Below are 19,467 nucleotides of genomic sequence, written 5' to 3'. Positions count from 1 at the left end.
AGACTCAAGCTATCCTCAAAATTACACCTTTTGATTGCTCGTCAGTAGAAGAGACAAACTCAATACCATTTGACATAAAAGAGCGTACTATCTGGTTCAAAGTCGCTGAAATCGGCACCCGCTTCCCATTCTCAAAGTTCGTGATCGTTGGACGCGCCACCCCGCTCCGCCGTGCCAGCTCCTCCTGGTCCCAGCCCAGGAGGGCGCGGGCGGCTTTGCATTGGCGGCCGGTGATGGCAAGGCGGTCTTCGGATGGTGTTTTGGGTGTTGACACGGGGCGCCTCACAGCGTTACGCTACGTAGCATTCACGCCGCAAGCCTATACGCAGCGTGTAACCTCGTACCGTATCCCATCCAACCCACCAGGCAAAGGCCCGCGTCGGGCCGAGGGGGATTTGCATGTTGTCGCCGGCCGTGAAGCGGATCGTGGGGTTGTTGGAGGAGATTGACCGGACGCCGCGCTCCGGCCTGCCGGAGGACGAGTTGGGGGAGATGCTGGACCGCAAGGGCCGGCTGACCGTGCTGTTGGCGCATGAGCCCACCTGTACCGTGGCCGACGCGGCTGCAAAGCTGGGGGTGGTGCTGCGGCGGCTCAGGCATGACCTCGCCCCCGACGACCCCGGCCGGGTCACCACCTTCATGCTGGCCGAGGCCGTCCTGGACAGCCTGAACACCCTGGCCTTCACGGCCCCGGTGGCGGGGGCGCCTGCCGCGGTGGCATCCCCGGTGGCCAGCTAGCCAACCCGGGTCCCCCCTTCCTGCTTCCCCGCGAAGGCGGGGGTCCACAGTTCCTTTCCGCCTGTCCCGGCAGACCCCGGGTCAAAAACCGTGGGCCCCCGCCTTCGCGGGGGAAGCGGTGGAGCTTGATGGCTGGCAAAGTGATGGTCGTTGAGGGATTGGCGCTCGGTCCCTACGCCCACCTCCCCCGCCTCCGCGGGGGCAGGCTCTCACCCGCCGCCTTCGGCGGCACCCTCTCCCCAGGGAGAGGGAACGCTAATGACAACTTTCCTATCTCATGCCATACTCACCCTGCCCCTGGGCTGCCCGGGGGCGGGTCTTGGGACAAGTGGGGTCGTGGGGTTATGGGGTGCTTAAGGAGACTAAGGTGACGTGGTCCGAACCCGGTCGCGTTTGTCTCCTTAAGGCGGAAATCCCAACGATATCAAGGGCCGGATAGGAGACGCGTGTCACCTTAAGCGTCACCTTTGGTCACCTTAAGGTCTCCTTTGGTCACCTTTGGCGTGACGCGGGTCGCCGTCCCCCGGGGGCTCAGCGGGCCGGGACCATGCTGGTGGCGGCCAGGCGTTGCAGCCGGTCGGCGGGCAGCCAGACGGTGGCGGTGGTGCCCTCGCCCTTGCGGCTGTCCAGGGTGAAGGCGCCCTCATGCAGCTCCACCAGGGCCTGGACCAGGGGCAGGCCAAGGCCGGCACCGCCCGCGGCGCGGGTCAGGTGGCTGTCCAACTGGCGGAAGGGCTCCATGGCCCGGGGGATGTCGTCCGGGTCCATGCCGATGCCGGTGTCCCGCACGGTCAGCATCAGCCGCCCGTCCGGCGCCACCCGGGCCCCGGCGGTGACGCGGCCGCCGGCGGGCGTGAACTTCACGGCGTTGGTCAGCAGGTTGGACAGCACCTGCTTCAGCGCCACCTCGTCCGCCCGCACGGGCGGCAGGCTTTCCGGCAGGTCGGTCTCCAGCGTGATGCCGCCGGCCAGGGCGCGCTCCCGCACCAGCCGCAGGCAGGACCAGATCACCCGGGGCACGTCCACGCTGCGCTCATGCAGCTCCTTCTTGCCGGACCCGATCTTGGACAGGTCCAGTATGTCGTTGATTAGGTCCAGCAGCAGCTTGCCGCTGTCATGGATGTCGCGGGCATACTCGGCATAGGACGGGTCGTCGATGGGGCCCAGGGTCTGGTTGCCGATGATCTCGCTGAAGCCGATGATGGCGTTCAGGGGCGTGCGCAGCTCATGGCTCATGTTGGCCAGGAACTCCGACTTGGCGCGGTTGGCCATGTCGGCCTGCTCCTTGGCATGGCGCAGGGCCTCGGCGGCACGGTGCCGCTCGGTCACGTCCTGGGCGGTGCCCTGGAAGGCCACCAGCCGCCCGGCCACGTCCCGCACGGCCCGGGCGGTCAGCTCCATCCACAGGGTGCTGCCGTCCTTGCGGCGCACCTCGGCGGCGAACCCGGTGACGGAACCGCCCTCCAGCACGGCGCGGACGAAGGCCTCCCGCCGGTGCGGGTCCACGTAAAGCTGGCGGGCCGTGTCGCGCAGGGTGGACACCAGGTCCCCCTCGTCGCGGAAGCCCAGCAGCCGGACCAGGGCCGGGTTGGCGCTGACGAAGCGGCCGTCGGGGGTGGTGGTGAAGATGCCCTCCACCGAATTCTCATAGATGTCGCGGTACCGGCGCTCCCCTCGCGCAGGGTGGCCAGGGCCAGCTCCTTTTCCGCCAGCCGCCGGGTCAGGCGCTGCACCTCCCCCGTCATGGCGGTGGCGTCGGCCTCGGTGTCGCGCAGGCGGCGGTGCAGGGTCACGGTATGGCCGGCGGCCAGCAGGCTGAAGCCCAGGCCCAGCAGGGTGACGGCCCCCGTCTCCCACAAGGTGCCGTGGTCCATGCCCAGATGGTGGTGGCCGATGATCAGGCCCAGCAGCACGGAGCAGCCGGCGCCGAAGCCCAGCACTCCGGCCGGGCGGCCCAGCATCCCCCGCAACGCCAAGCGCGCCCGGGGCCGCTCCCGCCCCGGGGCCGAGGCACCCGCCGTGGTCTCTGTCCAGTCGCTGTTCATGGGGCGAAGGCTAAGGGCCGGAATCCTAAGACAAGCTTAACAGATTAACCCCTTTTCGCGCGATCGGACGGGGTAACGACAGGCGCTGGATTTTCCGGCGCGGGCGCCTAGTTTCCTGGGCAAGAACTTGAAACGCCGGGACCCCCATGCCAAGCGCGCCCACCACCGCCATCATCGGCGCCGGCCTCTCCGGCCTCGCCTGCGCCCGGGCGCTCCTCTCGGCGGGGCTGCCGGCGCGGGTCTTCGACAAGGGCCGCGGCCCCGGCGGCCGCCTCTCCACCCGCCGGGTCGGGGACTGGCGGTTCGACCATGGCGGCCAGTACCTGACCGCCCGCGACCCGGCCTTCCGGGCCGTGATGAACACCCTGATCCGCGACGGCCACGCCGCCCCCTGGCCCGGCCGCCTCGTCCGCCTCCACCCCGATGGCCGGGTGGAGGACAGCCCCGGCGAGCGATTCGTCGGCCTGCCCGGCATGAACGGCCTGGTGAAGGCCCTGGCCGACGGGCTGGACGTCACCTGGTCCCTCCGCGTCTCCACCGCCGCCCGCACCGCCGCCGGCTGGCATCTGGTGGCGGAGGACGGCACGGACCTGGGCACCTACGACCGGCTGGTGGTCGCCGTCCCCTCCCCCCAGGCGATGCCCTTCCTGGAAGGGGCGGCGCCCGCCCTGGCAGCGCAGGCCGCGGCCGCCACCATGGCCCCCTGCTGGACCGCCATGCTCGCCCTGCCCCCGGCCCCCACCCCGCCTGGGCCGGCGCCTTCGTGGCCGGGGCCGGCGGGGACGACCGCCCCCTCTCCTGGCTGGCCCGCGATGGGGCCAAGCCCGGCCGCGGCGACCTGGACACCTGGGTCCTGCACGCCGCCCCCGCATGGTCGGCAAGGCACCTGGAGGAGACGCCGGAGCAGGTGCTGCCTGCCCTCCTGTCCGCCTTCCGCGCCCTGACCGGGCTGGAGGCGAAACCCACCTACGCCGCCGCCCACCGCTGGCGCTACGCCCTGCCCACGGCCCCGCTGGGCAGCGGCTACCTGCTGGACTGGGACCTGGACCTGGGCGCCTGCGGCGACTGGTGCCTGGAGGCGCGGGGGGAGGCCGCCTGGGTCAGCGGCCACCGCCTCGGCCAAGCCCTGGCGGAGGCCGCCCGATGAGCACCACCCCCGACCCGGACGACTATGTGAAGAGCCCCTGCGTGCGCGTCTGCCAACTGGACGCCCGCCGCACCTACTGCCTGGGCTGCCTGCGCACGCTGGAGGAGATCACCCGCTGGGGCGGCATGACCCCCGACCAACGCCGCGCCGTCCTCGCCGCCCTCCCCGGCCGGGAAGCGAGGCGGACGGTGGCGTGAGGGCGTGTCAGGCTCCCGGCACGCCCTTGCTGGTGGAGTACTCGAAGTGCAGCGCCTCGCCCGGGTGGACCAGGGGGTGGATGGCGTGGGCGGCCATGGCGGCCTCGCTGAAGCCGCAGAGGATCAGCTTCAGCTTGCCGGGGTATGTCGCGATGTCGCCGATGGCATGGATGCCCGGCGCGCTGGTGGCCAGGGTCCGCTGCTCCACGGCGATGTGGTGCTTCTCCAGGGTCAGGCCCCAGTCGGCGATGGGGCCAAGGTTCATGGCCAAGCCGAAGAAGCACAGCAGGGCGTCGGCCCCCAACACCTTCTCCTGCCCGTCCAGGTCCGCCACCCGCACGCCGGTCAGGGTGCCGCCCTCCCCCTCCAGGCCGGAAAGCTGGTAGGGCACCACCATCTCCACTCGGCCCTCCTTCACCAGGGCTTCCAGGCGGGACACGCTCTCCGGTGCCGCGCGGAACTTGGCACGGCGGTGGACCACCATGACCTGGGCCGCCACCTCGGACAGGCTGATGGCCCAGTCCACGGCGCTGTCGCCGCCACCGGCGATGACCACCCGCTTGCCGGCAAAGTCCTGCCGCCGCTTCACCAGGTAGAAGATGCCCGTGCCCTCATACCGCTCCAGCCCCTCCAGGGGCGGCTTGTTGGGGCCGAAGGCGCCGACGCCGGCGGCGATGATCACCGCCTTGCAGTCGATGACGGTGCCCTTGTCCGTGCCCACCCGCCAGCCGTCCCCCTGCCGGGTGAGGGAGGTCACCTGCTGGCCCAGATGGTAGATGGGGCCAAAGGGGGCGGCCTGCTGCGCCAGCCGGTCGATCAGGTCCGCCCCGTCGATGGCCGGGTGGGCGGGGATGTCGTAGATGGGCTTCTCCGGGTACAGGGCGGTGCATTGCCCGCCCAGCATGTCCAACGCGTCCACCACATGGGCGCGCATCTTCAGCATGCCGCACTCGAACACGGCGAACAGCCCCACGGGGCCGGCGCCGATGATGACGACATCGGTGGCGTGGACGGTATCGGACATGGGCTCTGCTCGGTCCTGTGTGGCGTTCCCGGACAACATATGGCCCGTTTCCTGCCCCGAATCGATCCGGGGATCAACCGACATTGCCCCCGCTTTGGGCCTTGCGGGCGCATGGCGGGATGTCGAGAATGCGCGGCCTTTGATCCCTGACGCCCCATGACGCCCAGCACCACCCTGACCATCCCCCTGGAAGACGAGGCCGCCACCGCGGCCCTGGCGGCCCGGCTGGCCCCGCTGCTGCGGCCCCGCGACATGGTGGCGCTGCGGGGCGATTTGGGCGCTGGCAAGACCGCCTTCGCCCGCGCCCTGGTGCGGTTCCTGTCCGGCGACCCGGAGGAGGAGGTGCCCAGCCCCACCTTCACCCTGGTGCAGACCTATGCCCTGCCGAGTCTCGAGCTGTGGCACTTCGACCTGTACCGCCTGACGGCACCGGAGGAGGTGATGGAGTTGGGCTGGGAGGAGGTGCGGGCGGAGGCCTGCGCCCTGGTGGAATGGCCGGACCGGCTGGGATCCCTGCTGCCCGCGGACCGGCTGGACATCACCCTGCGGACCACCGGACCCACCAGCCGGGTGGCGGAGCTGGCGGGGTTCGGGAGTTGGGTCGAGCGCGTGAGGGGATTGCAGGAATGACCGGTTTGGATCCCGTCCGGGACCAGGAGATCACCCGTTTCCTGGCCGCGTCAGGCTGGGGCGGGGCGGGGCGGCAGGCCATGGGGGCCGACTGGTCCTCCCGCCGGTATGAGCGGCTGACGCGGGCCGGCGCCACCGCCATCCTGATGGACGCGCCGGGCCCGGCGGCAGCCCAGGTGCCGCCCTTCGTCCGGGTGTGCAGCCTGCTGCGCGGTGCCGGCCTGTCGGCACCGGAGATCTTTGCAGAGGATGCGCCCGCCGGGCTGCTGCTGCTGGAGGATTACGGCGACGCCACCTTTGCATCCCTGCTGGAAGGTGGGGTCGACCCCTGGCCGCTCTATGCCGTGGCCACGGACGTGCTGGCGCACCTGCATGCACGGTTCGAGGTGGGCAGCGCGCCGGACCTGCCGCGCTATGACTCCGCCCTGTTCCGCAGCCAAGTGATGCTGTTCGCCGACGCCTACCTGCCGGCCGCCGCCGGCGCTGCGCTGGCGGAGGGGAAGCGGGAGGCCTTGGCCGCCGCCTGGGACGCGGTGCTGCCGCCGGCCCTTTCCGTGCCGCAGGGCCTGCTGCTGCGGGACTACCACCCCGGCAACCTGATGCAGTTGCCCCGGGCCGGGGTGCGGGGCTGCGGCCTGCTGGACGTGCAGGATGCCGGCATCGGCCCGGTCAGCTATGACCTGCTGTCCTTGCTGGAGGATGCCCGCCGCGACGTGCCCCCGGCCATCCAGGCCGCCATGGTGGAGAGATACCTGGCCGCCATGCCGAACCTCGACCGCCAAGACTTCGCCGCCAGCTATGCCGTGATGGGCGCGGTGCGCCATGCCCGCATCCTGGGCCGGGTGGCCCAGCTGGCGGCCGGGGGGCGCAGTGCCCGGCAGCTCGCCTTCCTGCCGCGGGTCTGGGGCCAGTTCGCGGCCGCCCTTTCCCATCCCGCTCTGGCCCCGGTGGCCGGCTGGGTCAGGTCCCATTTGCCGGCCGACGGCGCCGTCAGCCGCATCCTTGGTTCGGAGTAACAAGATGATTTCGATCCGCACGGCCATGGTGCTGGCCGCGGGCCTGGGCCTGCGCATGCGGCCCATCACCCTGGAAACCCCAAAGCCCCTGGTCCGGGTGGGTGGGCAGACCCTGCTGGACCATGCGCTGGACCGGTTGGAGCAGGCCGGGGTGCGGCAGGCGGTGGTCAATGGCCACTGGCTGGCGGACAAGATCCGGGCCCACCTGGAGGCCCGGACCCGCGGACCTGCCACGGTTTTCTCCTATGAAGAGACGGCGCTGGAGACCGGCGGCGGGGTGCGCAAGGCGCTGCCTCTGCTTGGCACGGACCCGTTCTTCGTGGTGAACGCGGACATCCTGTGGCTGGACGGCCCCGTGCCCGCCCTCCGCCGGATGATGAACGCCTGGGACCCGGCGCGGATGGACGCGCTGCTGCTGCTGGCCCCCACCGTCTGGGCTGTGGGGTATGAGGGGCGGGGCGACTATTTCCTGGAACCCGCCGGCAGCGCCCGCCTGCGCCAAGCGGACGAGGTGGCGCCCTTCGTCTTCGGCGGCGTGTCCATCATGAAGCCGGAGCTGTACGAGGGTTCGCCGGAGGGCCCCTTCTCCAACCTGGACCTCTGGAAGAAGGCGGAGGCCGAGGGCCGCCTGTATGGCCTGCGGCACGAGGGACCCTGGTACCATGTGGGCACGCCCGAGGCGATCGCCCTGGTGGACCAGGAACTGCGCCAGCCCGCCAGCCAGTATGTGGAGCCGTGAGAGGGGCTGCGCTGCAAGGGCGAGGTGCCGTACCTCCCTGACGCGTCGGGCTGTGTCTGTCATCACCCGCAGAAATGCCGGGGTGATGACGAAGCAGCCATCTGCCTCCCACAGGAACCATCGCCTCCCCTGCGAAAGCAGGGGCCCACGGTTTTTGACCCGCCATCCAACGGCCCCAAGATTGAAGAACTGTGGGCCCCTGCTTGCGCAGGGGAAGCAGGCAAAAAGGGTCGTAGCGGTAGATCTTACATCCGCCGCCCGGCCGTGACCGCGCTGAAGCCCACCTTGCGCGGGCCACCAGCGGCCGGGGCGAAGCTGTCGTTGGCGCCGCCGGGGCGGCGGGAGCCGTCCTCGTCGAACAGCTCGGCCAGCTTCTCCATCATGGTGCCGCCCAACTGCTCCGCGTCGATGATGGTGACGGCGCGGCGGTAATAGCGGGTGACGTCGTGGCCGATGCCGATGGCCACCAGCTCCACCGGGCTGCGGTTCTCGATCCACTCGATCACCTGGCGCAGGTGCTTTTCCAAGTAGCTGCCGCTGTTCACCGACAGGGTGCTGTCGTCGACGGGGGCGCCATCGCTGATCACCATCAGGATGCGGCGCTGTTCCGGCCGGGCCATCAGGCGGTTGTGGGCCCACAGCAGGGCCTCCCCGTCGATGTTCTCCTTCAGGATGCCCTCGCGCAGCATCAGGCCCAGGTTCCGGCGGGCCCGGCGCCAGGGGGCGTCGGCGGACTTGTAGATGATGTGGCGGAGGTCGTTCAGCCGCCCCGGCTGGGTGGGCTTGCCTGCCGCGATCCAGCGTTCCCGGCTCTGCCCGCCCTTCCAGGCCCGGGTGGTGAATCCTAAGATCTCCACCTTCACGCCGCAGCGCTCCAGCGTGCGGGACAGGATGTCGGCGGAGATGGCGGCGATGCTGATGGGCCGCCCGCGCATGGAGCCGGAATTGTCGATCAGCAGGGTCACGACCGTGTCTCGGAAGTCCGTCTCGTTCTCCCGCTTGAAGCTCAGCGGCGTCATGGGGTTGATGACGATGCGGGCCAGGCGGGCCGCGTCCAGCATGCCCTCTTCCAGGTCGAACTCCCAAGACCGGGTCTGCTTGGCCAGTAGGCGGCGCTGCAGCCGGTTGGCCAGCTTGGCGATGACTCCGTGCAGGTGCTGCAACTGCTGGTCCAGCATCAGGCGCAGGCGCGACAGCTCATCCGGGTCGCACAGGTCGGCGGCGTCCACCACCTCGTCGAAGGCGGTGGTGAAGGCCTTGTAGCCCGCGGTGTCCGGCTCGTTGCGCCAGCGGTCGCTGCGCTGGGGCGTGCCGGGGTCGCCCGGCTCCTCCGTCCCCTCGCCCTCGCCCATCTGGCTGAGGCTGTCCTCCGCCTCCGCCTGGCCGGATTCCTGCTGCTTCATCTCCTTCTGTTCGGACGCGGCGGCCTCCTGCGGCTCACCCGCCGACTGCTCGCCCCCCTGCGCGTCCATGGGGGCGTTGTCCTCCTGGGGGGAGGGGGCGTCGGCCTGGTTCTCCTCCTGGCCCTCCTCCGCTTCCTCCTGGTCGGCGCCCACCTCCATGTCCAGGTCGGACAGCAGGCGGCGCACGGTGCGGGCGTAGGCGTCCTGGTCGCCCATGACCTTGGTCAGGTCGCCCAGCTTGCCGACCAGCTTTTCCTCCACCCAGCCGCGCCAGAGGTCCACGGCCTGGGTGGCGGACGGGGGCGGGGCCTCCCCGGTCATGGCCTCCCGCGCCAGCAGGCGCAGCGCGTCGGCCAGGGGCACCTGCTCCCGATCGGTGATGCGGTCGAAGCCCTGGCGGCGGTACTTCTCCTCCAGGTTGGCGCCCAAATTGGCGGCCACGCCGGACATCTGGGTGGCGCCGATGGCCTCCACCCGCGCCTGCTCCAACGCCTCATAGGCTTGGCGGGCGGTGTCCCCCGTCGGCATGCGGTGGGCATAGACCCCGGCGTCATGGTGCTTCAGTCGCAGGGCCGCCGCGTCCGCCGCCCCACGCACCAGCGCCACGTCCCTGGGGTTCAGGTCCCGCGGCGGCAGGGGGACGCGCACCCGGGTCCCCGTGACCCCCGCCGGCTCCGCGGAGAAGCCGACGGCCAAGTCCTTCTTCTCCGCGATCGCCCGCACCGTGGCCGACGTGGCGCGCTTGAAGCTCTCGAGGGGGGATTCCTGGGTCATCTTGGCCACTCGGGTTGGCGATGGAGTACGGCGAAGTGAGGCGGGCACTAGGTCACAGGATAACCCGCCGGAAGGCAACCTTCGGCAGGCCGAAATTGAACAGCAGGCCGACACGCAGGCCGCTCACCCTCAAATAGTTCAGCACCTGGCCCACATGGGCGTCGGCGAAGGCCTCGGCCACCTTCAGCTCGACGATCACCCGCCGACCAACGACGATGTCCGCGAAGTAGGTACCCACGGTCCGCGTCTTGAACCGGATCGAGAAGGGAACCTCCTCCTCTACGGGGACGCCGCGGTCTTCCAGTTCCCCCAGCAGCGATTTTCTGTACACATTCTCTAAGAAACCATGGCCCACGCAGCGGGAGACCTCGAACGGGGCACCGATCGTTGCCTCGCACAGGGCTTTCGTTTCCGGGTCCAGGTCGGCGTAGTCCATATCCGTCGTAAGGGCCGATGGTGGAGGGGGCGTTCAAGTTGACGGAGAGGCTGCTGGTGAAGGCGCCTTCAAGTTGACGGTGGGGCCAGAAACATTCACGAACACGCACAATCCACACACGAACATACACAAAAAGAAAATGCCTGCGGCGCAGCCAATTTAACCTAGTTTGGTTCGATTTAGTTTAGTCGTGTATGTTTGTGCGTGTGTTTGTGCGTGTCCGTGAATGTCCAATTTTTCATTTCACCAGGGGACGTCACCCCCTCACACCAGCGTCACGCCCCCGCCCGTCACCGGCAGTTCCTTGCCGAAGCAGCGCTGGTAGTACTCGGCCACTGTCGGCCGCTCCACCTCGTCGCACTTGTTCAGGAAGGTGACGCGGAAGGCGAAGGCCACGTCGCCGCCGAAGATCTCGGCGTTCTGGGCCCAGGTGATGACGGTGCGGGGGCTCATCACCGTGCTGATGTCGCCGGCGATGAAGCCGCTGCGGGTCAGGTCGGCCAGGCGGACCATGGCGCTGACCAGGCCGCGCTTCTCCTCCGTGTCATAGGACTTCACCTTGGCCAGGATGATCTTGGTCTCCTGGTCGTGGGGCAGGTAGTTCAGGGTGGCCACGATGTTCCAGCGGTCCATCTGGCCCTGGTTGATCTGCTGGGTGCCGTGGTACAGGCCCGTGGTGTCGCCCAGGCCCACCGTGTTGGCGGTGGCGAACAGGCGGAAGGCCGGGTGGGGCCGGATCACCTTGTTCTGGTCCAGCAGGGTCAGCTTGCCCTCCACCTCCAGCACGCGCTGGATCACGAACATCACGTCCGGGCGGCCGGCGTCATACTCGTCGAACACGATGGCGCAGGGGTGTTGCAGCGCCCAGGGCAGGATGCCTTCCCGGTACTCCGTCACCTGCTTGCCGTCGCGCAGCACGATGGCGTCCTTGCCGATCAGGTCGATGCGGCTGATGTGGCTGTCCAGGTTGACGCGGATGCAGGGCCAGTTCAGCCGGGCCGCCACCTGCTCGATATGGGTGGACTTGCCGGTGCCGTGATAGCCCTGGATCATGACGCGGCGGTTGTAGGAGAACCCGGCCAGGATGGCCATGGTCGTCTCCCGGTCGAACCGGTAGGCGTCGTCGATCTCCGGCACGTGCTCGGTGCGGTTGGAGAAGGCGGCGACCTGCATGTCGCTGTCGATGCCGAAGACCTCGCGGACGGAAACCTTGACGTCGGGAAGCTCGTGGGTCGCGGAGGCGGAGAGGGGTGCCATTTCGGGTGCCATCATCTCTGTCTTTTTGTCGTTTCCGACGGGTCGTGTCCGGCAGGTCCGGCCCGGGTTCAACCGGCGCCGAGGCTGGCCTTCAGGGTGTTATAGGCCTGGTTGATCGTCTTCAACCGTTCTTCGGCCTGCTTGCTGCCGCCGTTGGCGTCCGGATGGTGTTTTTTCGCCAATTCGCGGTAGCGGCGCTTCACCGTGGCGAAGTCCGAGCCCGGGTCCAGGCCCAGCACGTGCAACGCCTCCTCCTCCGGGGTGCGGGGCTTGGGGCGGGGCGCCTCGGCCTTGCGCTCCTCCCCCACTCCGCGCCGAAGGCGAAGCCGCCGGTGAACACCTTGTCGCGCATCGCCCGCTCACGGGTGCGCCAGTTGCCCATGGGCCAGGTGGGGCGCTGCCAGGTGGTGTCGTGGCGAACCTGGTTCTCGATCTCCGCCTGGTTCATCCCGGCGTAGAAATCCCAGGACTTGTTGTACTCCCGCACATGGTCCAGGCAGAACCAGTAATAGTCGTTCAGCCGGTCGCGGGCCTTGGGCGCGCGGTAGTCGCCGGCCTCCCGGCAGCCGGGGTGCTCGCACGCCTTCACCGCCGCCCGGGGCGGCTCACGGAAGTCGAAGGAAAGGCCGGGTTTGTTGCGCTGCATTGCCCGAGTATGGGTGGGCCGCGACCCCCTGGCAAGGCGCCGCGCGGGCGCGCCCCACGAAAGGCTGACCGGCCCGATCCGCCCTTGTCCGACGGGAACTTTGGTTTACCTGCTCCCTCAAGCGCCGGGCGGGCTGGCGCTGGCCCTGATGCCCGCCTCAGCGCTTCCGGTCGGCCAGGGCCACCAGCACCAACCCGGCGCCGATCAGGGCCAGGCCCGCCAGGTTGGCCAAGCCCAGCGGCTCCCCCAACCACCAGGCGCTGGCCACCAGCCCCACCAGGGGCGTGCCCAGGGTGGACAGGGACAGGGTGATGGCCGGCAGCGCCCGGTTGGCGCTGACGATGGCCCAGAAGCCCAGGGCCGTGGCGATGGGGCCGTTATAGACCAGGCAGGCCCACAGCTCCCCCGTCCAGGCCACCTGCCCGGGTTCCTCCATCACCAGGGCCAGCGGCACCAGCAGCACCGCCCCGACCAGCAACTGCCAGGGCCCCAGGGACAGGGGCGTGCCCTCCCAACGGTGGCGGCGCACCTGCACCATGTTCACCGCCCAGGCCAGGGCGGCCAGCATCAGCAGGCCGTTGCCCAGCAGCATCTCCCGGTCGCCCCAGTCCAAGGCCAGCGGATTGAACAGCACCCCCACGCCGGCCAGGCCCAGCAGCAGCCCGGCCACCTTCATGCGGTTCAACGTCTCCCCCAACCAGACCAGGGCCAGGGGCACCACCCACAGGGGTGTGGTATAGGCCAGGATGGCGCTGCGCCCGGCGGGGACATGCTGCAACGCCAGGCTGACGCAGAGCAGGAACACCGCCATCTGCAGCAGCCCCACCCACAACACGATGGGCAGGTCGTGGCGCGACGGCAGGCGCAGCTGCCCCGCCGCGGCCGCAACGGCGAACAGGGTCAGGCTGCCCAGCACCAGGCGCGACGCGGCGAAGCTGACCGGCGGCATGGCCTGGACCGCCACCTTCATGACCGGCCAGTTGCCGCCCCATAGCAGCATCACCAGGCCGAGCAGGACCAGCGCCGTAACCCGCCCGACGGGGCGGCTGGCGGCCCGGTCGGCCGTCCGCGGGGCGGCGGCACGCAGGTCCCGCAGGTCGGTTGGGCTGGCATCCGGCATGGGAAATCCCTATCAGTGACAGGGGTCAGGTAAGCCACGTCCCCGTCGCCGTGAAGTGACGGGCGCGCAGCCCTGCCCCCCGCCCGCCTTCCAACCCCAAGGTCGGACCATGGAATACGCCACCCGAATCCAGACCAAGCTGACCCAGGCCCTGGCCCCAACGCGCCTGCGGGTCAAGGACGTGTCCCACCGCCATGCGGGCCATGCCGGCGCCCGCCCGGAGGGGGAGACGCATTTCGACGTGGAGGTGGTGTCCGCCGCCTTCGAGGGGCTGAACCGAGTCGCCCGCCAGCGCCTCGTCTATGACACGTTACGGGACGAACTCGCCGAACGGGTGCACGCCCTCGCGCTCAAGACCCTGACCCCGACGGAGGATTCGGCGCAGGGTTGAGGGGGCCTGCAGAAGGATTTATGCCCGGTAGCGCTATTCGGTGTTGATTGGTCATATAACCTCGCATATTTCTATATGCGACGCCGCGGTTGGCCGCGGCGCGATGGCCGACCAGACAGCGTACCGGGAGTCCACAGGTGCCACCCCGTTCCGAACGACTGACGAAGCACGTCAAGCCCAACAAGAACGACCTCGTGATCCGCAATGTCACCGTGCTGGGCAAACGCACCAGCATGCGGATGGAACCCCAGATCTGGGATGCCCTGATCGAGGTGACCAAACGGGAAAACCTGTCGGTGCACCAGCTCTGCTCGCTGGTGGCGGAACGGTCATGCCGGCCGGAATCCCTGACCGCCGCCATCCGGGTGTTCCTGCTGGCCTATTTCAGGTCGGCCGCCACGGAGGACGGGCATCTGCGCGCCAAGCACGGCAACAGCGACCTGCTCGGCCAGATCTCCGCCGTCTTCCCCGACGTGGCCAACGACAGCGGGGCCCCGACCCGGCCGCACTGACCCGCGGCCGGGGTGCCGCGGGTCAGTCCCGGGCGCCGGTTTCCCTGGGGCCGGTATAGAACTCCGGCCAAGCCTGTTTCACCACCGGGCCGTCGCTGGAGAAGGCGTGGCAGGTGTCGATCAGCGGCGGCCGCCGGCGGGGCCTCACCGGGTCGCCCCGGTCCGCGGCGGCCTTGCGGCGCTCCTCCGCCTCTTTGTTCAGGATGGGGGCGATGGTCTGGAAGGCGGTGGTGGCCACCGGCCCGAGCAGTTCCACCAGGTGCGTGCAGCCCTCCACCCCGCCCAGCCGCTCCTTCACCGCCGCCGTCCAGCCGGACGCGATCCGTAATCCCACCAGCCGCTGGAAGTTGGGGGTGATGTTGGGGCAGAGCGGGAAGGGCGAGGCGTCCGTCACCGCCGCCACGGCCCGCACGGTGAAGTCATTGTCCACCGTCAGCCGGACCCACATCTCATGCACGAAGTCTCCCGGCGCCACATGGCCGCGGCTGGTGCTGTCGAAGGGATAGGTCTTCTCATCCGTGATGTGGCCCTCGATGTCCCACATCCCGTCGGAACGCCGGTAGCCGGTGCAGGTCACCTTGCGGGTATGCAGGTGCTGGCGGTCGCAGTCGGGCGGGGGCAGGGGCATGGCACGGTCCTCAGGGCACGGGTGCGGGTAGGAGTATAGGGATTCCCTTTACGTAATCGTCAAGGACGGCGAGCGGGAGGGAGCCGAGCGTCCAGGGCTGGCGACCGGCCCCCCCGCGCCCGGACAACAGCCGCCCCCTGCGGCATCGGGGCTTTTGAACCGGGCGTGATCCGCGCTACATGGGGGAAAGCCCTTGCCGCACAGGATCCGCCGTCATGACCGCCCCCCCCACCGACCGCATCTTCGTCGCCTTGGACATGACGGACGTGGCCGGCGCCCGCGCCATGGCGGGCAAGGTCGCCGGGATGGTGGGTGGGGTGAAGCTGGGGCTGGAATTCTTCGTGGCCCAGGGGCCGGCGGGCATCCGCGCCGTGGTGGACGGGCTGGACCTGCCCCTGTTCCTGGACCTGAAGCTGCACGACATCCCCAACACGGTGGCCGGGGCGGTGCGGTCCGCCGCCCCGCTGGCCCCGTCCTTCCTGACCGTCCATGCCGCCGGCGGGCCCGCCATGCTGCGGGCGGCGGCCGACGCGGCGCGGGAGGAGGCGGAGCGCCTGGGCCTGCCCCGCATGCGCATCCTGGCCGTGACGGTGCTGACCAGCCTGGGCGAGGAGGACATGGAAGCCACCGGCCAGCAGGGCCCCGTGGCCGCGCAGGTGGAACGGCTGGCCCGCATGGCGCGGGACGCCGGGGTGGATGGCATCGTCTGCTCCCCGGCGGAGGTGGCGGCGCTGCGTGCGGCCCTGGGCCCCGACTTCATCCTGATGGTGCCGGGCATCCGGCCCGCCTGGGCTGCCGCCAACGACCAGAAGCGGATCATGACCCCCGCCCAGGCCGTTGCGGCCGGGGCGGACCATCTTGTCATCGGCCGTCCCATCACCGCGGACGCCGACCCCGGCGCCGCCGCCCGGCGCATCGCGGAGGAACTGACGCCATGACCGTCCAGGCCAAGATCTGCGGCATCAACCACCCCGACGCCATGGAGGCGGCGGTGCAGGGCGGGGCCCGCTACATCGGGCTGGTGTTCTATGAACGCTCCCCCCGCTACGTGCCCCCGCCCACCGCCGCCCAGCTCGCCCGCCTCGCCCCCACCGGGGTGCGGGTGGTGGGCCTGTTCGTGGAGCCGGATGACGAGTTCCTGGAGCGCGTCGTCACCAACGTGCCCCTGGACATGATCCAGCTGCACGGGGAGGAGATGCCGGCCCGGGTGCGGGAAATCCGCGAGACCTATGGCATTGAGGTGATGAAGGCCGTCAAGGTGGCGGATGCCGCCGACCTGGACGGGGCCGCCGCCTACCAGGACGTGGCGGACCGGCTGCTGTTCGATGCCAAGCCGCCGAAGAACGTGGCCGCCCTGCCCGGCGGCAATGGCCTGTCCTTCGACTGGACCCTGCTGGCCGGCCGGACCTGGACGAAGCCTTGGATGCTGTCCGGCGGCCTGACCCTGGACAACGTGGCGGAGGCGGTGCGCGCCACCGGCGCCACGGCCGTCGACGTCTCCTCCGGCGTGGAGGACCGGCCGGGCCACAAGGTACCGGCGAAGATCAGGGACTTCCTGCGGGTGACTGGGGCGTTGTAGGGCGGGGTCCATCGTTTCGGATATTGCGTTTACGGCCCCGTGGATCCATTCTGCATGGAATAGGCGAGGGCTCCGACTGATGAACACCCTTCTGGAAAAGCCAGATACCGTGGTCCCGACGGAGGACGACACGCGGCTGGCCACTGAGTCCAGCCGTGTGCTGGCGGCCCATGGGCTGGACAGGGAACTCCGGGTCCAGCTCGGCGACGGGCAGGTGCTGCCCCTGCCGCGGGCGGCCCAGCACCTGCTGGCCCATCTTCTGGTGGAGATGTCGCAGGGGAACGCCGTTACCCTGATCCCGGTACATGCGGAGCTGACGACACAAGAGGCGGCCGACTACCTGAACGTCAGCCGGCCGCACTTGGTAAAGCTGCTGGAGAGCGGGGAGGTTCCCTTCCGCAAGGTCGGCTCCCACCGGCGGGTGCAGTTCCGCGACCTCAAGGCATTCAAGGACCGGACAATGGCCCGGCGGTCCGGCGCGCTGGACCAACTGGCTGCCGAGGCGCAGGAACTCGGCCTGGGCTACTGAATGGCGCGGTTCACCGTCATCTACGATGCCTGCTGCCTGTATCCGGCACCATTGCGCGACTTCCTGATGGAGTTGGCGACGCGGGACCTGTTCCGCGCCAAGTGGAGCCGGGCCATCCATGACGAGTGGACGCGGAACGTACTGGCGAACCGGCCAGACCTGACGCGGGAGCAGTTGGAGCGCACCTGCGCGTTGATGGACAGCCACGCGCCCGACTGTCTGGTGGAGGGGTACGAGTACCTGGTCCCGGCCCTTACCCTGCCGGACCCCGATGACCGCCATGTGCTGGCTGCCGCGATCCATGCCCGGGCGGACGCCATCATAACCTTCAACCTGGGGGATTTCCCGGCGGAGGAGTTGGCCCGGCACCATGTCGAGGCCATCCACCCCGATGACTTCATCAGCGACCAATTCGACCTGCAACAGGCCGAGGTGGTCACGGCGGCCGTCCGCCACCGTGCCCGGTTGAGGAACCCGCCCAAGTCGGCGACCGAGTACCTGGATACGCTGTTGGCCCAGTCCCTGCCCAAGACGGTGGCGCTGTTGCGCCCGTTCGCCGCCGTCCTCTGACCCTCACAACGACAGCGCCGCTTCCTTCTCCGCGATCTGGGCGGCGTATTCTGCGGCCAGGGTCTTGTGGACCTCCAGCTGGGCGGCGCGCATGGCGGCGGTGGGGCGCTGGCTTTCGGATTTCAGCTGGCCGCAGGCCGCCAGGATGTCGCTACCCCGGGGGGTGCGGATCGGGCTGGCGTAGCCGGCCTCGTTCACATAGTCGGCGAAGCGCATGATCTGGTCCCAGTCGCTGCACTCGAACGGGGCGCCGGGCCAGGGGTTGAAGGGGATCAGGTTGATCTTGCTGGGGATGCCGTGGATCAGGCGCACCAGTTCCCGCGCGTCGGCCAGGCTGTCGTTGACGCCCTTCAGCATCACATATTCCCAGGTCACCCGGCGGGCGTTGTTCAGGCCGGGATAGGTGCGGACAGCATCCATCAGCTCCCGGATCGGGTATTTCCGGTTGATGGGGACGATGCGGTCGCGCAGCTCGTCATTCACGGCGTGCAGGGACACGGCCAGGTTCACGCCCAGCTCCTCCCCGCAGCGCTTCATCATGGGCACGACGCCTGATGTGGACAGGGTGATCCGGCGCTTGGAGATGGCGATGCCCTCCCCGTCCATGACGATCTTCAGCGCCTTGGCCACGTTCTCATAGTTATAGAGCGGCTCCCCCATCCCCATCATGACGATGTTGGACAGCATGCGGCCGTCCGGCGGGCTGGGCCACTCGCCGATGGCGTCGCGGGCCAACATGACCTGGCTGACGATCTCGTCCGCCGTCAGGTTGCGCACCAGCCGCTGGGTGCCCGTGTGGCAGAAGCGGCAGGTCAGGGTGCAGCCCACCTGGGAGGAGACGCAGAGCGTGCCCCGGTCCTCCTCCGGGATGTGCACGGCCTCCACCTCCTGCCCGTCATGGAAGCGGCAGAGCCACTTGCGGGTGCCGTCCTCCGACAGCAGGTCCTTCACGGCCACGGGCCGGTCCACCACGAAGTGGGCGGCCAGCTTTTCCCGTGCCGGCTTGGCCAGCGTGGTCATGGCGGCGAAGTCGGTGACCCCGCGGAAATAGATCCAGTGCCAGACCTGCCGCGCCCGGAATTTCTCCAGGCCAGCAGCGACCAGCGTCGCCTCCAGCTCCTCGCGGGAGAGGCCGACCAAGTTCGTGCGCCCGTCCGCCCGGGTGGGGGCGAAGGCCTTGCTGTGATTCTCGATGCCCATGACGGGCCTAGATGGGGCAGGACGGGCGCGGAGTCAAAGGCTGACGGTGGATAAGTGCCGTGCGTCCCGGGTAAGGCGGGGGGTCACCCCCCCGCGTTGCTCCCGCCCACCGGCCCGGCGTTGGTGTCGGTGGGGGTCTGGCCCTCGGCGCGGGCCTTCTCATAGTCACCGACGGCACGGCCCGCGGCGGTCTGGCGGCCGGTACCCTCGCCGCGCTGGCTGTCGCCCACGGCGGGGGCGGGGCTGCCCGGCATGTCGGTGGGGCCGCCGCTTCCCAAGCCCGTGGTGCCGCCTACGGGGCCGCTGGCCTCGGGCAAGCCGCCCTGGCCGGGGTCGTCCGTGCTGGTGCTGGCGCCCGAGCCGCCGCTGCCCACGGCGCCGCTGGTCCCGACGCCCGTGCCGCCCGCGGCGCCGGCACCGGCCGCGACCTCGTTCTGGCCGGCCAGGATGTTGACCGTGCGCTGCTCCACCACCCCTTGCGCCCGCTCATCCGGGGCGGGTTCGGTGGGGAGGCCGATGTCCTGGCCACCGGCGGTGGGGGTTTCCCGCCCCGGCAGGGCGCCGGCGCCGGCCTGGTCGGTGCCGCCGCTGCCGCCGATGCCGCGGTGGCCCGAGGGGTCGGGCATGCCGCCGGCCCCCGCCGGCTCCCCGCCCCGCACCGTCTGGGACAGGTCGAAGGGTTCGCCCTTGAAGGGGCTGTCGCGCCGGTCGGTGGGGGCGCCGGTTCCCATGCCGCTTTCCCTGGGGCTGGGCTGGTCGTCCGGTCTGTCGGCCATGGCTAGCGCTCCCGCTCCTGTTGTCCGTTCGCTGTCCAACAGGCGGCGGGGGAGAAGCGTCACGGGCGCCTTTCCCGCGCCTCAGGCCTTGTGCCGCCCCGCCCCCTCGG

General features: G+C 69.9%; 25 protein-coding genes. 13 read left to right on the top strand and 12 right to left on the bottom strand.

What is annotated here, in order from left to right:
- Positions 1-4 precede the first annotated feature (4 nt).
- A complete protein-coding gene (locus HHL28_RS15550) occupies positions 5-274 on the bottom strand; it encodes a helix-turn-helix domain-containing protein (protein ID WP_075770156.1) in 270 nt (89 codons plus the stop codon).
- A gap of 125 nt (positions 275-399) precedes the next feature.
- Between HHL28_RS15550 and HHL28_RS15545 the strand changes: the two genes are divergently transcribed.
- Positions 400-738 carry a hypothetical protein gene (locus tag HHL28_RS15545; RefSeq protein ID WP_075770155.1) on the top strand — a complete coding sequence of 113 codons (339 nt, stop codon included), beginning with the start codon at positions 400-402 and terminating at the stop codon, positions 736-738.
- 531 nt (positions 739-1,269) lie between these two features.
- On the opposite strand, the gene HHL28_RS15540 is transcribed toward HHL28_RS15545, so the two are convergent.
- Entirely contained in the window at positions 1,270-2,376 is a 1,107-nt protein-coding gene (locus HHL28_RS15540; RefSeq protein ID WP_169655420.1) for a sensor histidine kinase, read from the bottom strand.
- A 553-nt stretch (positions 2,377-2,929) separates the two neighbouring features.
- Here HHL28_RS15540 and HHL28_RS15535 point away from each other — a divergent pair.
- Genes HHL28_RS15535 through HHL28_RS15525 form a run of 3 tightly spaced genes read left to right on the top strand, consistent with a single transcriptional unit; the run spans position 2,930 to position 4,127 of the window.
- Positions 2,930-3,727, top strand: coding sequence for an NAD(P)/FAD-dependent oxidoreductase (locus HHL28_RS15535; protein WP_169655418.1), 798 nt, complete (start codon positions 2,930-2,932; stop codon positions 3,725-3,727).
- Positions 3,691-3,930 (top strand): NAD(P)/FAD-dependent oxidoreductase, encoded by a 240-nt coding sequence (locus tag HHL28_RS15530; RefSeq protein WP_169655416.1) that lies wholly within the window; start codon positions 3,691-3,693, stop codon positions 3,928-3,930. Before HHL28_RS15535 ends, HHL28_RS15530 begins: the two co-directional genes overlap by 37 nt.
- Positions 3,927-4,127 carry a DUF1289 domain-containing protein gene (locus tag HHL28_RS15525; protein ID WP_075770153.1) on the top strand — a complete coding sequence of 67 codons (201 nt, stop codon included), beginning with the start codon at positions 3,927-3,929 and terminating at the stop codon, positions 4,125-4,127. Before HHL28_RS15530 ends, HHL28_RS15525 begins: the two co-directional genes overlap by 4 nt.
- Positions 4,128-4,134: 7 nt before the next feature.
- Here the strand turns inward: HHL28_RS15525 and HHL28_RS15520 are convergent, their stop codons facing one another.
- Positions 4,135-5,151, bottom strand: coding sequence for an NAD(P)/FAD-dependent oxidoreductase (locus HHL28_RS15520; RefSeq protein ID WP_075770152.1), 1,017 nt, complete (start codon positions 5,149-5,151; stop codon positions 4,135-4,137).
- A gap of 156 nt (positions 5,152-5,307) precedes the next feature.
- Here HHL28_RS15520 and tsaE point away from each other — a divergent pair, with 156 nt between their 5' ends.
- The 3 genes from tsaE to HHL28_RS15505 are packed head-to-tail and all read left to right on the top strand — an operon-like array spanning position 5,308 to position 7,536.
- On the top strand, positions 5,308-5,781 hold the full coding sequence (gene tsaE, locus HHL28_RS15515) for a tRNA (adenosine(37)-N6)-threonylcarbamoyltransferase complex ATPase subunit type 1 TsaE (protein WP_075770151.1): 474 nt from the start codon (positions 5,308-5,310) through the stop codon (positions 5,779-5,781).
- The gene (locus HHL28_RS15510; RefSeq protein ID WP_075770150.1) at positions 5,778-6,797 is read left to right on the top strand and encodes an aminoglycoside phosphotransferase family protein; all 1,020 of its coding nucleotides are present in this window, start codon (positions 5,778-5,780) and stop codon (positions 6,795-6,797) included. The genes tsaE and HHL28_RS15510 overlap by 4 nt, the downstream gene beginning before the upstream one ends.
- 4 nt (positions 6,798-6,801) lie before the next feature.
- Positions 6,802-7,536 carry a nucleotidyltransferase family protein gene (locus HHL28_RS15505; RefSeq protein ID WP_075770149.1) on the top strand — a complete coding sequence of 245 codons (735 nt, stop codon included), beginning with the start codon at positions 6,802-6,804 and terminating at the stop codon, positions 7,534-7,536.
- Between the two features lie 245 nt (positions 7,537-7,781).
- Here HHL28_RS15505 and cobT read toward each other — a convergent pair whose 3' ends face one another.
- The 6 genes from cobT to HHL28_RS15480 all read right to left on the bottom strand — a co-directional run bounded on the left by cobT (position 7,782) and on the right by HHL28_RS15480 (position 13,172).
- On the bottom strand, positions 7,782-9,713 hold the full coding sequence (gene cobT / locus HHL28_RS15500; RefSeq protein WP_075770148.1) for a cobaltochelatase subunit CobT: 1,932 nt from the start codon (positions 9,711-9,713) through the stop codon (positions 7,782-7,784).
- Positions 9,714-9,765: 52 nt separating this feature from the next.
- Positions 9,766-10,149 (bottom strand): GxxExxY protein, encoded by a 384-nt coding sequence (locus HHL28_RS15495; protein ID WP_083698947.1) that lies wholly within the window; start codon positions 10,147-10,149, stop codon positions 9,766-9,768.
- Positions 10,150-10,413: 264 nt separating this feature from the next.
- Positions 10,414-11,421 (bottom strand): cobaltochelatase subunit CobS, encoded by a 1,008-nt coding sequence (gene cobS, locus HHL28_RS15490; protein ID WP_075770147.1) that lies wholly within the window; start codon positions 11,419-11,421, stop codon positions 10,414-10,416.
- Positions 11,422-11,474: 53 nt separating this feature from the next.
- Positions 11,475-11,645, bottom strand: a complete 171-nt coding sequence (locus tag HHL28_RS18865; protein WP_404325924.1) for a J domain-containing protein — start codon at positions 11,643-11,645, stop codon at positions 11,475-11,477.
- Complete coding sequence (locus HHL28_RS15485; RefSeq protein WP_404325923.1) at positions 11,606-12,052, bottom strand: hypothetical protein; 447 nt, start codon at positions 12,050-12,052, stop codon at positions 11,606-11,608. The genes HHL28_RS18865 and HHL28_RS15485 overlap by 40 nt, the downstream gene beginning before the upstream one ends.
- Before the next feature lie 157 nt (positions 12,053-12,209).
- Positions 12,210-13,172, bottom strand: coding sequence for a DMT family transporter (locus HHL28_RS15480; RefSeq protein ID WP_083698946.1), 963 nt, complete (start codon positions 13,170-13,172; stop codon positions 12,210-12,212).
- A 109-nt stretch (positions 13,173-13,281) separates the two neighbouring features.
- Between HHL28_RS15480 and HHL28_RS15475 the strand changes: the two genes are divergently transcribed.
- Entirely contained in the window at positions 13,282-13,563 is a 282-nt protein-coding gene (locus tag HHL28_RS15475) for a BolA family protein (RefSeq protein ID WP_075770145.1), read from the top strand.
- 137 nt (positions 13,564-13,700) lie between these two features.
- Complete coding sequence (locus tag HHL28_RS15470) at positions 13,701-14,075, top strand: ribbon-helix-helix domain-containing protein (RefSeq protein WP_075770144.1); 375 nt, start codon at positions 13,701-13,703, stop codon at positions 14,073-14,075.
- Positions 14,076-14,097: 22 nt separating this feature from the next.
- Here HHL28_RS15470 and HHL28_RS15465 read toward each other — a convergent pair whose 3' ends face one another.
- Complete coding sequence (locus tag HHL28_RS15465) at positions 14,098-14,703, bottom strand: DUF2889 domain-containing protein (RefSeq protein ID WP_075770143.1); 606 nt, start codon at positions 14,701-14,703, stop codon at positions 14,098-14,100.
- 215 nt (positions 14,704-14,918) lie between these two features.
- Here HHL28_RS15465 and pyrF point away from each other — a divergent pair, with 215 nt between their 5' ends.
- The 4 genes from pyrF (at position 14,919) to HHL28_RS15445 (ending at position 17,381) form a co-directional block, all read left to right on the top strand.
- Positions 14,919-15,641 carry an orotidine-5'-phosphate decarboxylase gene (pyrF, locus tag HHL28_RS15460; RefSeq protein WP_075770142.1) on the top strand — a complete coding sequence of 241 codons (723 nt, stop codon included), beginning with the start codon at positions 14,919-14,921 and terminating at the stop codon, positions 15,639-15,641.
- Positions 15,638-16,282 (top strand): phosphoribosylanthranilate isomerase, encoded by a 645-nt coding sequence (locus HHL28_RS15455; protein ID WP_075770141.1) that lies wholly within the window; start codon positions 15,638-15,640, stop codon positions 16,280-16,282. The genes pyrF and HHL28_RS15455 overlap by 4 nt, the downstream gene beginning before the upstream one ends.
- Before the next feature lie 79 nt (positions 16,283-16,361).
- A complete protein-coding gene (locus HHL28_RS15450) occupies positions 16,362-16,811 on the top strand; it encodes a helix-turn-helix domain-containing protein (protein WP_075770140.1) in 450 nt (149 codons plus the stop codon).
- Positions 16,812-17,381 carry a PIN domain-containing protein gene (locus tag HHL28_RS15445; protein WP_075770139.1) on the top strand — a complete coding sequence of 190 codons (570 nt, stop codon included), beginning with the start codon at positions 16,812-16,814 and terminating at the stop codon, positions 17,379-17,381. It begins immediately after the preceding gene.
- Between the two features lie 3 nt (positions 17,382-17,384).
- On the opposite strand, the gene rlmN is transcribed toward HHL28_RS15445, so the two are convergent.
- Together rlmN and HHL28_RS15435 are read right to left on the bottom strand one after the other, a co-directional pair.
- The gene (rlmN, locus tag HHL28_RS15440; RefSeq protein WP_075770138.1) at positions 17,385-18,581 is read right to left on the bottom strand and encodes a 23S rRNA (adenine(2503)-C(2))-methyltransferase RlmN; all 1,197 of its coding nucleotides are present in this window, start codon (positions 18,579-18,581) and stop codon (positions 17,385-17,387) included.
- A gap of 83 nt (positions 18,582-18,664) precedes the next feature.
- The gene (locus HHL28_RS15435) at positions 18,665-19,357 is read right to left on the bottom strand and encodes a hypothetical protein (protein ID WP_169655414.1); all 693 of its coding nucleotides are present in this window, start codon (positions 19,355-19,357) and stop codon (positions 18,665-18,667) included.
- Between the last annotated feature and the right edge of the window lie 110 nt (positions 19,358-19,467).

Origin of the sequence: Aerophototrophica crusticola (assembly GCF_012913305.1) — a bacterium.
GTDB lineage: Bacteria > Pseudomonadota > Alphaproteobacteria > Azospirillales > Azospirillaceae > Niveispirillum > Niveispirillum crusticola.
The sequence above is the reverse complement of the archived record's forward strand: the minus strand, read 5'-3'. Positions and strand labels throughout refer to the sequence as shown.

Excerpts from the sequence above, each read along its gene's own strand:
- HHL28_RS15545 (WP_075770155.1), top strand. The coding sequence starts at position 400 with ATGTTGTCGCCGGCCGTGAAGCGGATCGTGGGGTTGTTGGAGGAGATT.
- HHL28_RS15535 (WP_169655418.1), top strand. The coding sequence starts at position 2,930 with ATGCCAAGCGCGCCCACCACCGCCATCATCGGCGCCGGCCTCTCCGGC.
- HHL28_RS15525 (WP_075770153.1), top strand. The coding sequence starts at position 3,927 with ATGAGCACCACCCCCGACCCGGACGACTATGTGAAGAGCCCCTGCGTG.
- HHL28_RS15520 (WP_075770152.1), bottom strand. The coding sequence starts at position 5,151 with ATGTCCGATACCGTCCACGCCACCGATGTCGTCATCATCGGCGCCGGC.
- tsaE (WP_075770151.1), top strand. The coding sequence starts at position 5,308 with ATGACGCCCAGCACCACCCTGACCATCCCCCTGGAAGACGAGGCCGCC.
- HHL28_RS15510 (WP_075770150.1), top strand. The coding sequence starts at position 5,778 with ATGACCGGTTTGGATCCCGTCCGGGACCAGGAGATCACCCGTTTCCTG.
- HHL28_RS15505 (WP_075770149.1), top strand. The coding sequence starts at position 6,802 with ATGATTTCGATCCGCACGGCCATGGTGCTGGCCGCGGGCCTGGGCCTG.
- cobT (WP_075770148.1), bottom strand. The coding sequence starts at position 9,713 with ATGACCCAGGAATCCCCCCTCGAGAGCTTCAAGCGCGCCACGTCGGCC.
- HHL28_RS15495 (WP_083698947.1), bottom strand. The coding sequence starts at position 10,149 with ATGGACTACGCCGACCTGGACCCGGAAACGAAAGCCCTGTGCGAGGCA.
- cobS (WP_075770147.1), bottom strand. The coding sequence starts at position 11,421 with ATGATGGCACCCGAAATGGCACCCCTCTCCGCCTCCGCGACCCACGAG.
- HHL28_RS15485 (WP_404325923.1), bottom strand. The coding sequence starts at position 12,052 with ATGCAGCGCAACAAACCCGGCCTTTCCTTCGACTTCCGTGAGCCGCCC.
- HHL28_RS15480 (WP_083698946.1), bottom strand. The coding sequence starts at position 13,172 with ATGCCGGATGCCAGCCCAACCGACCTGCGGGACCTGCGTGCCGCCGCC.
- HHL28_RS15475 (WP_075770145.1), top strand. The coding sequence starts at position 13,282 with ATGGAATACGCCACCCGAATCCAGACCAAGCTGACCCAGGCCCTGGCC.
- HHL28_RS15465 (WP_075770143.1), bottom strand. The coding sequence starts at position 14,703 with ATGCCCCTGCCCCCGCCCGACTGCGACCGCCAGCACCTGCATACCCGC.
- pyrF (WP_075770142.1), top strand. The coding sequence starts at position 14,919 with ATGACCGCCCCCCCCACCGACCGCATCTTCGTCGCCTTGGACATGACG.
- HHL28_RS15455 (WP_075770141.1), top strand. The coding sequence starts at position 15,638 with ATGACCGTCCAGGCCAAGATCTGCGGCATCAACCACCCCGACGCCATG.
- HHL28_RS15450 (WP_075770140.1), top strand. The coding sequence starts at position 16,362 with ATGAACACCCTTCTGGAAAAGCCAGATACCGTGGTCCCGACGGAGGAC.
- HHL28_RS15445 (WP_075770139.1), top strand. The coding sequence starts at position 16,812 with ATGGCGCGGTTCACCGTCATCTACGATGCCTGCTGCCTGTATCCGGCA.
- rlmN (WP_075770138.1), bottom strand. The coding sequence starts at position 18,581 with ATGGGCATCGAGAATCACAGCAAGGCCTTCGCCCCCACCCGGGCGGAC.
- HHL28_RS15435 (WP_169655414.1), bottom strand. The coding sequence starts at position 19,357 with ATGGCCGACAGACCGGACGACCAGCCCAGCCCCAGGGAAAGCGGCATG.